The organism is Streptomyces sp. BRA346, assembly GCF_052851135.1.
Genome location: NZ_JAIWIH010000023.1, coordinates 17505 through 30188, shown reverse-complemented (window position 1 = coordinate 30188; position 12684 = coordinate 17505). Strand labels below are relative to the sequence as shown.

Sequence of the window (12684 nt, the reverse complement as noted above, 5' to 3'; positions counted from 1 at the left end):
GGGGATGTCGCTTGGGGGGTCTGAGATGAACAGCGCACTGCGCGAGGTGACGGCCGTCCGATACGTCACCCCGCTGCGCACCGGCGGCTCCGTCCCCGGCGTGGTGGAGGCCGACGACCTGGGCACGTACGTCGTCAAGTTCACCGGCTCCGCGCAGGGGCCCAAGGCGCTCGTCGCCGAGGTCATCGTGGGCGAGCTGGCCCGGCGACTGGGATTACGCGTCCCGGAACTGGTCCTGGTGCACTTCGATCCCGCGGTCGCCCAGGAGGAGCCGCACCAGGAGATCCAGGACCTGCTGCGCGCCAGCGCGGGCCTCAACCTCGGCATGGACTACCTGCCGGGAGCCGCCGACTTCACGCCGGACGGGCGGGACGCGCTCGGCCTCGACCCACTGGAGTGCGCCCGGATCCTCTGGCTGGACGCGCTCACCGCCAACGTGGACCGCACACGGCACAGCACCAACCTCATGACCTGGCCCACCAACGGCCACCAGCCGCCCCGGCTGTGGCTCATCGACCACGGCGCCTCGCTCGTCTTCCACCACCGGTGGGAGACTGCCGCGGCCGTGGCGGCCAAGCCGTACGATCTCCGTCACCACGCCCTCGTACGCGGCGTCCCCGCCCTCCCGGCGGCCGCCGCCGAACTCGCCCCCCGGGTCACGCCCCGGCTGCTTCGCGAGATCGTGGCCGCGGTCCCCGGCGCCTGGCTGGCCGCCGAGCCGGGCTGGGCGACGCCCGCCGACCTCCGCGAGGCATACATCTCCCACCTGGCCGCCCGCGTCCGCCTCATGCCCGAGTGGTTCCCGCCGTGATCGCGGCCAGCCAGCGGTCCACCGGACCGGCCGTGAGGAGTCCGCTGGCCGCGCCCGCGAGCTGGCCCGTGGCCGCGAGCAGGCGGGCGTGGGTCCGTTCCAGGGCGGCCCGGTCGCCGATCTCCAGGGCGACCGCCGCCTCCAGGGCGCACAGTGCCTCGTACAGCAGATCGGGCGGCGGCTCCGGCAGGGCCCGCAGCGCCGCCCGCGCCTCGTGCCCGGCACCCGCGCCGAGCAGCGCGAACGGCTCGGCCCACGGGCGGTACGGACCCCAGTCCGCGCCCAGATCGACGCCCCGACCCGCCTCGCGCGCGGACGCCCCGTCCGACAGCCGCAGGCACAGCAGCGCGAGCGGCAGCAGCCCCCGCTCGACGCCGGGCATCCCGGCGCCCGCCAACCGCCGGGCGGCGGCCCGGTACGCGGCCTCGGCCCGCGCCGTCTCTCCGGTCGCGGCGAGCCGCAGCGCCCCGTACCACTGGGTGAAGACGCCCACGAGCGGCAGTTCATGGCGCGCGCCCAGCCGTTCCGCGGCGGTGGCGTGCTCGTCCGCCCCCGCGAAGTCGTCGAGGGCGGCGCGCGCCTGAAGGCGGACCAGGTGGCCCAGCACCTCGTACGTCACCAGCCCGTGCCGGGCGGCCACCGTCACCAGTTCCGCACCGATCGCATCGCGCCGCGGCGCGAGCCCGGCGCGGGTGCAGGACTGCATGAACGCGCCGTTCAGGGCGAAGACCAGCAGCGCCGGATCGTCCAGCCGCCGGGCGATCTCCTCCGCCTCGCGCGCCGCGCCGGGCCCGCGCGGGGAGCGGGTGCCACGCATCTCCAGCGCGACGGTGGCCAGCAGACGGCAGCGGGCCGCGTCGCCTCCCGGCAGCGCGGCGAGGGTGCGCTCGGCCGCGCCGACGATCCGTTCCGCAAGCTCCGGATCGTCGCTCCGGGGCCAGATCGCGGGGACGTCGTAGGCGCCGATGACCCGCGCGGTCAGCTCCGGGTCGCCGCACTCCTCGGCGGCGGAGATGGCCGCCATTCGGTGCTGCCGGGCCGCCTCCAGCCCACCGCCGCCGGTCACCGCGAGGTTCCGGATCAGCCCCACCGCGGACTCCAGCCGAGCCCGCGCCCCACCGCCGACCGTCCGCTCGTAAACCGCCGCCGCCTCCGCCCACAACCGGGCCGCGACCCCGGCGGACTCGTCGAGTCCGGCCCCGCCGACCGCCTCCACCGGAGCGGGGGCCTCCAAGGCGGGGTCCTGGGCCAGGATGTCCGCCTGGAGGCGGCTGAGGCGGGGGGTGGGGTCGAGGCCCAGCTGGTCGATCAGCGTGGTGCGGGCCCGGCGCAGGACGGCGAGGGCGTCGCCCTGACGGCCCGAGCGGTACAGGGCGAGGGCCAGCAGGTGCCAGGCGTCCTCGCGCCAGGGGTGCTCGGTCAGGTGGGCGTCGAGGTCGGGGACCGCCTCGGCGCCGCGGTCCAGGGCGAGCAGGGTCTCGGCACGCCGCTCGACGGCGCGGAGCCGCAGTTCGGCCAGGCGGGAGCGTTCGCCGCGGGCCCAGTGCTCCCGTTCGAAGTCGGCGTACGCCGGACCGCGCCACAGCTCCAGTGCCTCGTCGAGCCGTCGCAGCGCCGCCGCGGGCGGCAGTTCCGCGGCGGTGGCGACGGCCGCCTCGAAGCGCCACGCGTCCACCGCGTCCGGCGCGGCCCGCAGCGCGTACCCGGGGCCCTCGGTGACCAGGAGCCGGGCCGGGGACCGTGGCGGACGGTCGGGTTCCAGGGCGCGGCGGAGTGCGCCGACGAAGGTCTGTACGGCGCCGACGGCCCCCGCCGGGGGCTCGTCCCACAGGTCCTCGACGAGCCGGGCCACCGGTACGACCCGTCGGCGGGCCACGATGAGCCGGGCGAGGACCGCCCGGTGCCGTGGCCCCTTCAGCGCGAGCGCGCCGCCGTCGCCCTCGGCCACCACCGGCCCGAGCACACCGAACGCGACCCGTTCCCACGTCACCGGGCCACCGTAACGGGCGAGGGGAGCCTCACCGCCAAGCCGGACTCCCAACGCCGGGCCCGCCACCGGGTACGGCACTCGTGCCACCGGGTGCGGGGGCCTGGCGGGTATCTGGCGCGTCACCGTGCGTCACCGGGTACGGCGCCCGGCCTGCCACCGAGTACGGCGCCCGGCCTGCTACCGAGTACGGCGCCCGCGCTACCGAGTACGGCGCCCGCGCCACCGGGTACGGGGCCTGGCGGCACCCGGCACGCCACCTCGTGCCACCGCTGGCGGGCCCCGCACCCACCAGACTCCGCCCGCCGCCATCCGGCCGATCCGCAAGGCCGCCCCTGCCCGCGCTGACCCGTTGCTGATCCGGGCGCGGCACCCTCGACACGTCCGCCGAAAGACCCGGCGGATCCGCCACCAGCCGAGAGCAGCGCGCGCCATGCCACAGAGCCCCGTCATCCCCGGTTTCGCCCACCACCGCATCCCCGTCAGCGACGACGGCGTCGCCCTCAACGTCGCCGTCGGCGGCACCGGCACCCCCGTCGTCCTCCTGCACGGCTTCCCGCAGACCCACCTGATGTGGCGGCACGTCGCGGCCGACCTGGCGGCCGACCACACCGTCATCTGCCCCGATCTGCGCGGCTACGGCGCGAGCGACAAACCCGCCGAGGCCGACGACGGCACGACGTACGCCAAGCGCACCATGGCCGCCGACATCGTGGCCGTGGCCCGGGCCCTGGGCCACGACCGGTTCGCCCTCGCCGGTCACGACCGCGGCGCCCTGGTCGCGTTCCGGGCCGGGCTCGACCACCCGGACGCCGTCACCCACCTCGCCGCGCTCGACGTGCTGCCGACCCTCGACATGTGGGAGGCGATGCACGGCGTCACCGCTGCGGTCGGCTTCCACCTCTATCTGATGGCGCAGCCGCCGGGTCTGCCGGAGCGGATGATCGCCGCCGCCCCGGACGTCTTCTTCGGCCACTTCCTCGACCTCTGGGGCACGGACCCCGCCGCGATCCCCGCCACCGTCCGCGCCGCGTATCTGGACGCCTGCCGTGCCGCCGTCCCCTCGATCGTCGCGGACTACCGAGCCTCCGCGGGGATCGACGTCGCCCACGACCGGGCCGACCGGGAGGCGGGCCACCGGCTGCGGATGCCGGTCACCGTGCTCCAGCAGGACTGGGGCGCCGCCCTCGGCTTCGACGCGGAGGGGCTGTGGCGCGCCTGGGCGCCCGATCTGCACCACGAGACCGTGGCGTACGGCCACTTCATGGCCGAGGAGGCGCCCGCGGACGTCGCGAAGGCGCTCCGCGCGCTCCTTGCCCGCCCCTCCTGACGGCTCACACCGCCCGCGTCACCGCCACCGCGGCCTTGAGGTCCGCCCAGAAGCCGGGATGGGCGGACACGCGGTAGCCCAGCCGGTAGACGGTCGTCCTGGCGGGGCCGCGGACCCGGAGCCGCACCTCGCTGGGGCCCGGGTACTGCGTATGGACGTGCAGATGCGTGAAGGGGCGTGTGGCTGACACCGCTGCCCCCTGTCAGGCGCCGGAGGGGTCGAGGTCCTCGGCGATCCGCCGCAGTCCCGCGGCCACCTCCCGCGCCGACGGGGCGCGTTCGGGATCGATCAGCCACTGCTGGGTCAGGCCCGCGACCAGGGCCATGTGCACCGACCCGACCGCGCGGGCGAGTTCCTTGTCCTCCGCGCTGTCGGTGGCGTCGATCCCGTGCAGATCCGCCGCCATTTCCGTACGGGACCGCTCGAACGCCTCCGCGATCTGCTGACGGATCTCCGGGAAGCGCTCGGCCTGCGCGAACGCCTCGACGCTGGCCACCAGCAGCGGACGGTCCACGGCCTCGGACCCGACCACCCCCGCCCACATCGCCTCCAGCCGCGGCCCCACCCCGGCATCCCGGGCGGACCCCGCCGACCGGGTCAGGACCTTCTCGCCCCACTCGTGGAGCATCTCCAGAAGCGCGGCGTTGAGCAGCGCTTCCTTCGAGGCGTAGTGGTAGTTGATCGTGCCGAGCGGTGCGTTGGCGGCGGCGGCGATGTCGCGCGAGGTGGTGCGGGCGTATCCCCGCTCCTCCAGGCACTGCTTCGCCCCGGCCATGAGCTGTTCGCGGTGTCGCATGCGGGGCAGCGTACCCCACATCTGAACGCGCGTTCAGGACGATCGTTCAGAATGGTTGCCCCTAGCGCTCCTGGGCAGCAGCGATAGCGAAGCGTGAACGGGGTACGGTGTCCCATGCCTGCCACCTTCAGTTCCGCGAGAACCCGTGCCGCACTCCGCTCATCGGCGCGCATATCCGTCGATGTGCTCCTGGTCCTCGGGATGACCGCGGTGACCCTGTGGCTTCTGGGGCAGATGTGGTCGATCGTCTGGCCGCTCATCATCGGCTTGCTGCTCACCACGCTGACCTGGCCCCTGACGCGTTTTCTCCGCGGGCACGGGTGGCCTCCCGCCGTGGCCGCGTCGGCCGTGACCGCGCTGTTCCTCCTGGTCGCCATGGGTGTCGTGGCGCTGATCGCGGTCCCGGTGGCATCCCAGTCCGGCGAGTTGGTCGACGGCGTGACCCAAGGTCTGCACACGGTGCGCGAGTGGGCCGCCGGGCCACCGCTGAACATCGACGACGCTCAGATCGCGCAGGCAACCGACACCGCGGCCGCCCGCCTGCAAAAGAGTGCCAGCAGCATGGTCGCCACGGTCGTCACGGGAGTGAACGCCGTGGTCGGTGGTCTGGTCACCGCCGTCCTGGCCCTCTTCCTGATGTTCTTCTTCCTCAAGGACGGCCCGCGGTTCCTGCCCTGGCTCGCCCGCCAACTGCCCGGTCGGCTCGCCACCGATGTCCCCACCGTGGCCGCGCGCAGCTGGGACACGCTCGGCGCGTTCGTGCGGTCCCAGGCGCTGGTGGGGCTGCTCGACGCCGTCTTCATCGGCCTCGGCCTGTTGATTCTGGGCGTCCCGCTGGTGCTGCCGCTGGCGGTGCTGACCTTCGTATCCGCGTTCGTGCCGATCGTCGGCGCCCTGTTTGCGGGCTTCGTCGCGGTGCTCATCGCGATGGTGTCCAACGGCCCGACGGACGCGTTGATCACGCTGGCGATCATCGTGGCGGTGCAGCAGCTCGAGGGCAATGTGTTCCAGCCCATGATCCAAAGCCGCGGGCTCGGCCTGCACGCCGCGGTGGTCCTGCTGGCGGTGACGCTGGGCGCCAGCCTGGCCGGTGTCGTGGGCAGCCTGCTCGCCGTACCGGTCGCCGCGCTGATCGCGGTGGTCTGGAACTACCTGCGCGAGCAGCTCAGCGACCCGCTACAGGAGCCGGAACACCTCGGTTAGCCGGGCGTTGGCGGCCTGGCCTCGCAGCGCCCTGCTCGGAGGGTGCCCCGGCTACTCGACGCCCTCCTCGACCGCTGTTCTCCAGCCGGACGGCACGGTTACTGCGTGAAGAAGGACGGCGGGTGGGTGGGGTCCGTCATGCAGAGGAAGAGGCCCGCGTGGCTGCCGCGTCCGACCGTCATGCCGGTCGGCTCGCGTGCCGCGTTGAAGGCCGGGGTGCCCGGTTCGAGGTGGCGTTCCTCCAGCGGCCAGAACCGGTCCGGTTCGCGGCCGCCGTACGTGAACTCGTACGTATCGAACTGCACGAACAGCACGAGCGCACCCCCGCAGACCCCGCACGTCAGTGAATACGGCATGTCCGTCGTCGCCCAGCCCATGCCACCGCCGAGCTTGCAGCCGGGGACCGTCGACACGTCGTCGTACACGTCGTCGTCCAGCCACTCCCTGAGGTCGTCCGGCAGTTCCTCCGGCCACGGGTACTCGACCACCCGCTCCGGATGCAGCGCGCACGGGCGCGGCACCATGTCGCTGTCGTACTCCCAGTGTTCGGCGGGATCGGGCTGTTCGGCCAGCACCTCGCCGACGTCCGCGGCCCGCCGCCAGAACACCCGGCAGGCCTGCCCCCACCCCTCCGGGTGCGGCTGGTCGTGCCAGTCGGGGCACCAGAGGACCTGGGCGAGGTCCGTCCCGGCGGGGAAGGCGATCTCGGGGAAGTCGGCGGCGGTGAACTGAGCCACGGCGACGAGCGGATACGGGCCGAGCGGCCTGCCGTTGATGTCCTTGTGCTCGTCGCAGTACGGCCACGGCTCGGCACCCGGCCACCACAGCGGCCCGCCGATGTGACTGTCCCGCACACCGGGCTCACCCCGCCGGGGATGCAGCCGGACGGTGGTCCGGGCATACGGGGCGATCTCGGGGAGGCTCGTGGCGAGGTCGACGGGCGGTGCGCCGGTGGTGAGGGCCATCGCGGCAGTCTCGCAGCCGCCGTGCGCGGCCGTCTTCGGGGACGGCGCCCGCGTACGGTGCGGTCACGCTCGGGCGGCGATGCGCTCGCCGAGTTCGGCGGCTGCCGGACTGTCGGGCATAGATGTGACGCGGGCGGCGACGTTGGTCAGGCCGTCGTTGATCCGTACGGACTGCACGCCGTCGGCGCAGTCGAGGAACTCCCTCCAGGTGGCCAGAGCCGTCTCGCTGTTGTCGCGTTTGAGCTGGACGTGTCCGAGGTCGGCGAGCACGATCGCCCGGGTGCGCTTGCGGTCGAGGCCGTGGATGTCGAGGGCGAGATGGAGGTGTTCTTCTGCGGCGGTGAGGTCGCCGAGCTTGGCGTGGATCATGCCCGATTCATGGGCCCACCGGCCGTGGCTGTAGTGGCTCGCCCAGGATTGGCCCGGCCGGGACGGCGCCTGCTCGATGGCGGCTTGGGCGGAGGTGAGCATCGTCGTGGCGGTGGGGTGGTCGCCGTCGGCGGCTGCCGCGCGGGCGAGGGTATTGCGGTAGTACGCGAGCGCCTTGGGGTTGTCGAGTCTCCGGCCGCGCTGTTCGCACGCCTCGGCGAGCCGTACGGCGGTGGGAATGTGGCCGAGGTCGATGGCCTGTTCGGCGAGTCCGCGCAAGGCCGTCGCCGCGAGTTCGTTCTCCCCGGCCTCGGCGGCGAGCTTGAAGCTGTGCAGGTGGTATTGCTGGCTCAGCCCCTGGTCGCCCTCGTCACGGGCCATCCAGCCGATCAGGTGCACCAGTTCGCTGGTCGCGGCGAACAGCTCGCGGCCGACCTTGTCCGTGTAGCGGCCGTCCAGCCATCGTTTGACGTCGACGGTGAGGTAGCGCACCGCGAGATGCCGGGCGTGGCCGCCGCCGGTCTCGGAAGCGGCATCGCCCAAGGTGGTGGTCATGGTGCGGACGGCGGCGACTTCGCCCATGCCGACCGCCACGGGGCCGGGACGGTTCACACGGCGGGTGACCGCTTCGGCGTCAGGGAGGTCGAGCGCGGCCAGGCCGACGGCGGCGGATGCGGCGAGGAACTGTCGTCGGTCCACGTCGCTGCCTCCCAGGATCATGACCGAGGTCACGGTATCGGCGAACTCAGACTCATTGTCCTCGGACAGACTGACGGTGAGGACTTGTTCGATGAACGGCAACCACACCTGGGGCACCCGGCGTCCCGTTTCCCATCGGTAGACCTGCTGCCGGTCGCAGAACCCCGTCTTCCCCCAGCGCGCCACTGAGAGTTCGTCCGCAAGCCTCGCCTGGCTGCACTTGGGGCGCCGTGCCGTGCGTGCTGTGCGGATGCGCTCCCCGATGGTCATGTCCGGCCCGATCGTCGGTCCTGGTTCACAACTGGCCTACAGGTGGCAGACATTGCGGCAGCTCCCCACACGCCGCATCCGGGCGTTGACTGATGGTAACCACTCGGTGGGGCAGCCGCCGGGTAGCGGGCGGAAGGAACACCCTCATCATCACCCGAACTGGCACTTCCGCTTCGCACTACACCGTGCTGCTCTCCGCCACCCGCAAGGGCGCCCGCCTTGCCCGGCTGCTCGCGACCGAGCGCATCCGGGCCTGGGAGCTGCCGCATGAGAACGCGGCGCTGATCGTCGCCGAGCTGGCCGCGAACGCCGCGCTGCACGGCCGCGTCCCGGGTCGGAACTTCCGGCTCTCGCTCAACAGGACCTCCGACACGCTCCGCATCGAGGTGAAGGATCCCCGGGCCGACCGCCTGCCCGCCGTTCGTCCGCAATTCGAGACCGGCGATCAGCCGCACGAATCGGGGCACGGGCTGCTGCTCGTCGAGGAGTTGGCGGACCGCTGGGGCGTTCAACCCGAGCTGATCGGCAAGACGATCTGGGTCGAACTCGACCTCCCCACTTGAGCCCGTCCCTCCGGAGGCCGGGAACCCTGGACCCGGTGGGCCGCGCACCGGTGCGGCGGGCCATCAAAGACCAAGAACCCTGGGAAAGAACCCCTCCCAACCCATCCAAACCTCACACTAGTCACCCGGACGGGTGATTCCGCCCAACTCGGCTGGCGCGGGAGCGGATTGGCGCGGCAGGCTCGGTCACAACAATCCCAGACATGCGACGGCCCCCGGCCGGGACTGGCATCCCGAGGCGAGGGCCTGACCACCGAGGAAGAGACAGAGGCTTCCCGATGGCTGAGCAGCACCCTAGCGCGCCTGCGCGCGCCCTATCTCTCGTTCGCCGATCCGTCGGCGGAGTCACTCATGTGAGGGAACGCCACCCGAACCGCTACACGATCGTGGGCAACCACCTCACCCAGCACCGCGACCTCTCCCTCACCGCGATCGGCCTCGCCGCGCACATCCAGTCGCTGCCGGACGGCGCGTCCGTCGACATCCGTACGCTGGCCGAGCGGTTCCCGGAGGGGCGGGACCGGATCGCGGCCGCGCTGCGGGAGTTGGAGGCGTACGGGTACCTCGAACGCGTGCGGGAGCGCACCCCGGACGGTCGGATGGTCACCCGTACGCTCGCGTACAACCACCCGGAGGCCACCCGCACCCGCCGCGCCCGCGAATCGCAACCCGTGGAGCCGGAGCAGCCGGTACGCGAGCCGCAGCCCGTACGGCCCGTACGCGAGCCGCAACCCGAGCCCGCGGCCCCCGAGCGCGCCCACCCCGCAGCCGCGGCGCTCCTCGCCACGCTCCGCCGCGACGACGACCGGTTACTGCTCTCGCAGCGCGACGTACACCGCCTCGCCCCGGCCGTGGCCGCCTGGCTGGAGCGGGGCGCCGCGCCCGACGCCGTACGTCGCACCCTCACCGCGAGCCTGCCGCCCGACCTCCGCCACCCCGCCGCGTTCCTGGCGCACCGCCTCACCGCGCTGCTCCCGCCGCCTCTCCCAGCAACTCCCGCGCCCAGCCCCCGACCGGCGGTCGTGCCCCTCCGGAACTGCAACGGCTGCGACCGTGCCTTCCGCTCGCCCACCCCCGGCGCCCGCTGCCGCGACTGCCGCCACGCCGCCGCACCTGTGGCCGCGTGATCGGCCCGCCCGGAGCGCGGAGGGGACGCAGGGGGCGTATCGCCGTAAACGGGCTTTCGGAGGGTGGATGCCACCCTGCGCCGGAGACCACCGCACCTCATCTGGTCATTCCCTGTTGCTGTGCAGATGGTCACCACGTCACCAGAGAGGTCAGGGATTGCCATGGCTACGGTGAGCGTCCGGTACGTTTCCCCCTTCTCCTGGGTCACTCTCGATGCGAGCGATGCGCTGGAGGTCTTCGCCCTCTTCGGCGACGGCACCATCAGATGCACCTGGCAGAACACCGCCGGTGACGACACCGACTGGTCGGCCTGGCACTCGCTCGGCATCCCCGGGCAGTAGTCCTCCGCCGCCCGCAGGGGCTGGTCCCACCCCTCACGCGGCGGCGGGACCAGCCCCCTGGATCCATCCGGATCTACCTTTTAGTTCTTCTCGCACTTCTTGGTGTCTTTGCTGACACCCATGATCTCGTTGATGTGCCCGAACTTGTACGTGCCCTGGGTCATTCCCTCGAAGCTGACGCACTTGTACCAGGGCGTCGACCCGTCGTTCCAGAACTTGAAGGCGACCTTGGTCTTGAAGCCGCCCAGGCAGTGGTTGTTGTAGTACACCTTGGTGCTCGCGTATCCGGTCTTCCAGGAGAAGTTGATCCGCGAATTGTTCTCATTGCACTTGACGCTGCCCCTGCCCGCCTTCGGCGGAGGGCCCTGTACTGCCGCCGCGGTGGCTTCGGACGCCGAAGTGGGTGCCGCGAATGCCGGTGCGGACATCAGGCCGAGTGCGAGACCGGTGGCGGCGAGCATGCCTCCGGCCATGGTGAGCGTGCGCATGGATTCCCCCGTGGGAAGTCGCGTTTCAGATTGGTCGCGATCACTCAATGCTCCCGGACCGGTAGACGTCAACCCCTAGGCCATGACGGGGCGTTGGGGTCAGCAATGCTCACGGGGAGCTACGGCCGTCACGGCCGTAGAGGGCGTGGGCGCGCGTCATATCGACAGACCCGTCCCCTGTGAAATCCAAGAAGTATTTTGTCTGCCATGCCTGAGTTCTGTTCGCCTGGCGATTGGTCGTGGTCACCCACGGCGGATAGACGCGGAAGCCGCGCTTCCCGCCGGAACCGCCGCGGGACACGATGCCGTGCTCGCACAGCACGTCTCGCGGGAACACGAACTGCCCGAAGTGGCCGCTGTCGCGGCAGCTGATGATGAAAAGGTCAATTCCGTCCTCGGCGTCGAAGGGCCGGATCGGGCCTTCCGTGGATCGCTGCCACACGGTCACGAACTGGCCGACCTTCGTCGGAGTGGTCTTGGCCACGCGAAACCGGACCGACAGCCCGTCGATCGTGAATCCGTGAGCCGCGTATTCGGCGCTTTCCGGTTCCGGCACCGGTCGTGAGCAACGAAAGCCGCTCGGGTTGTACAGCAGCGTCTTCGCCGCCAGCACATCGTCGTGAAACTCCGCCCACGGCTCATTCGTCGCCATCCTCACATCCTGCCAGGGCCGTGTTCATGGTGAGCGTCCAGAACCGCTACAACGTGCTCGACCGGGAGCACGAGCCGGTGCTCGCGGCGTGCGAGGCGGCACGTATCGCGTTCCTGCCGTGGCGGCCGGTCGCGGCGGGGGCGTGGGACGAGACGTCCGAGGTCGCCGCCGTGGCGGCCGAGACCGGCGCCACGCCCACGCAGGTGTCCCTGGCCTGGCTCCTCGGCCACTCGCCGGTCATCCTGCCGATCCCGGGCACCGCCCGGATCGACCACCTGGAGGAGAACGTGGCCGCGGCGGACCTCCGGCTGAGCGCGGAGCAGCGGGATCGCCTCGACCGGGCAGGGGGCGCGGCCGCGTAGACCGCGCGTACACCGCTCAGCGCGGGTGGCGCAGGCCCGCGATGAGCAGCTCGACCAGGGGGCGCGGGTCGTAATCGGCATCGCTGCCCGCGCCGATGCAGAGGTTTCCCACGCCGCGCATCAGCTGGTACGCCTCCACCCCGGGGCGGATCTCGCCGGCCTCGGCCGCGGCGTCGAGCAGTTGGGTGCACACCGGCAGGAGGCGGTCGATGAAGTAGGTGTGCAGCGTGTCGAAGCCGGAGCTGTCGGACCGCAGTACGGCGGCGAGGCCGTGCTTGGTGACCAGGAAGTCGACGAAGAGGTCGATCCATTGCCCCAGCGCGACGTGCGGGCTCGCGTTGGAGGCCAGCAGGGCCGGTCCGGCCTCGGCGCACGCTTCGACCTGGTGCCGGTAGACGGCGATGATGAGGTCCGCCCGGGTGGGGAAGTGGCGGTAGATCGTGCCCATGCCGACGCCCGCCTCGGCCGCGATGTCGCGTACGGGCGCCTCCACGCCTGACCGGACGAAGACCGTGGCGGCCGCGTCGAGCAGCGTCTCCTTGTTGCGCCGGGCGTCCTTCCGCTGGGGCGGGGCCGCGCGCCCCGCGCCGTCCCCGCCCTTGCCGCCGTCGTTCACCGTGCCGCTCCCTTCGCCGTCGCGCTTGCTAAAACGGAACAGCGTTCCGTATCGTCCAAACGGAACGAGGTTCCGTTTGTTCATGATGTCAGCTCCACCCGCAA

14 protein-coding genes and 1 pseudogene are annotated in these 12684 nt (G+C 72.1%); 7 read left to right on the top strand and 8 right to left on the bottom strand.

Features of this window, described 5'->3' with window-relative positions:
• The first annotated feature begins 25 nt into the window (after nt 1–25).
• Nucleotides 26–811 (top strand): HipA family kinase, encoded by a 786-nt coding sequence (locus LCH29_RS25935; protein WP_446464132.1) that lies wholly within the window; start codon nt 26–28, stop codon nt 809–811.
• Here LCH29_RS25935 and LCH29_RS25930 read toward each other — a convergent pair.
• Complete coding sequence (locus LCH29_RS25930) at nt 786–2801, bottom strand: BTAD domain-containing putative transcriptional regulator (RefSeq protein ID WP_446464131.1); 2016 nt, start codon at nt 2799–2801, stop codon at nt 786–788. The two genes, LCH29_RS25935 and LCH29_RS25930, sit on opposite strands and share 26 nt — an antisense overlap.
• Nucleotides 2802–3231: 430 nt before the next feature.
• Here LCH29_RS25930 and LCH29_RS25925 point away from each other — a divergent pair, with 430 nt between their 5' ends.
• Entirely contained in the window at nt 3232–4128 is an 897-nt protein-coding gene (locus tag LCH29_RS25925; RefSeq protein WP_446464130.1) for an alpha/beta fold hydrolase, read from the top strand.
• 4 nt (nt 4129–4132) lie between these two features.
• Here LCH29_RS25925 and LCH29_RS25920 read toward each other — a convergent pair whose 3' ends face one another.
• Both LCH29_RS25920 and LCH29_RS25915 read right to left on the bottom strand, forming a co-directional pair.
• Complete coding sequence (locus tag LCH29_RS25920) at nt 4133–4318, bottom strand: hypothetical protein (RefSeq protein ID WP_446464129.1); 186 nt, start codon at nt 4316–4318, stop codon at nt 4133–4135.
• A 12-nt stretch (nt 4319–4330) separates the two neighbouring features.
• Nucleotides 4331–4924, bottom strand: coding sequence for a TetR/AcrR family transcriptional regulator (locus LCH29_RS25915; protein WP_446464128.1), 594 nt, complete (start codon nt 4922–4924; stop codon nt 4331–4333).
• A gap of 114 nt (nt 4925–5038) precedes the next feature.
• Between LCH29_RS25915 and LCH29_RS25910 the strand changes: the two genes are divergently transcribed.
• Nucleotides 5039–6127 (top strand): AI-2E family transporter, encoded by a 1089-nt coding sequence (locus LCH29_RS25910; protein WP_446464127.1) that lies wholly within the window; start codon nt 5039–5041, stop codon nt 6125–6127.
• Nucleotides 6128–6225: 98 nt separating this feature from the next.
• Here LCH29_RS25910 and LCH29_RS25905 read toward each other — a convergent pair whose 3' ends face one another.
• A complete protein-coding gene (locus tag LCH29_RS25905; RefSeq protein ID WP_446464126.1) occupies nt 6226–7092 on the bottom strand; it encodes a hypothetical protein in 867 nt (288 codons plus the stop codon).
• 63 nt (nt 7093–7155) lie between these two features.
• Nucleotides 7156–8268, bottom strand: coding sequence for a tetratricopeptide repeat protein (locus LCH29_RS25900; protein ID WP_446464247.1), 1113 nt, complete (start codon nt 8266–8268; stop codon nt 7156–7158).
• A 347-nt stretch (nt 8269–8615) separates the two neighbouring features.
• Here LCH29_RS25900 and LCH29_RS25895 point away from each other — a divergent pair, with 347 nt between their 5' ends.
• The 3 genes from LCH29_RS25895 (at nt 8616) to LCH29_RS25885 (ending at nt 10462) form a co-directional block, all read left to right on the top strand.
• Nucleotides 8616–8993 carry an ATP-binding protein gene (locus LCH29_RS25895; RefSeq protein ID WP_446464125.1) on the top strand — a complete coding sequence of 126 codons (378 nt, stop codon included), beginning with the start codon at nt 8616–8618 and terminating at the stop codon, nt 8991–8993.
• 353 nt (nt 8994–9346) lie between these two features.
• Entirely contained in the window at nt 9347–10120 is a 774-nt protein-coding gene (locus LCH29_RS25890) for a helix-turn-helix domain-containing protein (RefSeq protein ID WP_446464124.1), read from the top strand.
• A gap of 162 nt (nt 10121–10282) precedes the next feature.
• The gene (locus LCH29_RS25885) at nt 10283–10462 is read left to right on the top strand and encodes a hypothetical protein (protein WP_446464123.1); all 180 of its coding nucleotides are present in this window, start codon (nt 10283–10285) and stop codon (nt 10460–10462) included.
• A gap of 80 nt (nt 10463–10542) precedes the next feature.
• Here LCH29_RS25885 and LCH29_RS25880 read toward each other — a convergent pair whose 3' ends face one another.
• Together LCH29_RS25880 and LCH29_RS25875 are read right to left on the bottom strand one after the other, a co-directional pair.
• Nucleotides 10543–10950, bottom strand: coding sequence for a hypothetical protein (locus LCH29_RS25880; RefSeq protein WP_446464122.1), 408 nt, complete (start codon nt 10948–10950; stop codon nt 10543–10545).
• A 109-nt stretch (nt 10951–11059) separates the two neighbouring features.
• Nucleotides 11060–11602 carry a MepB family protein gene (locus LCH29_RS25875; protein ID WP_446464121.1) on the bottom strand — a complete coding sequence of 181 codons (543 nt, stop codon included), beginning with the start codon at nt 11600–11602 and terminating at the stop codon, nt 11060–11062.
• 26 nt (nt 11603–11628) lie between these two features.
• Here LCH29_RS25875 and LCH29_RS25870 point away from each other — a divergent pair.
• A pseudogene (locus LCH29_RS25870) lies at nt 11629–11964 on the top strand (aldo/keto reductase); the annotation flags it as partial.
• A 16-nt stretch (nt 11965–11980) separates the two neighbouring features.
• Here LCH29_RS25870 and LCH29_RS25865 read toward each other — a convergent pair.
• The gene (locus LCH29_RS25865; RefSeq protein WP_446464246.1) at nt 11981–12580 is read right to left on the bottom strand and encodes a TetR/AcrR family transcriptional regulator; all 600 of its coding nucleotides are present in this window, start codon (nt 12578–12580) and stop codon (nt 11981–11983) included.
• Nucleotides 12581–12684: the final 104 nt, after the last annotated feature.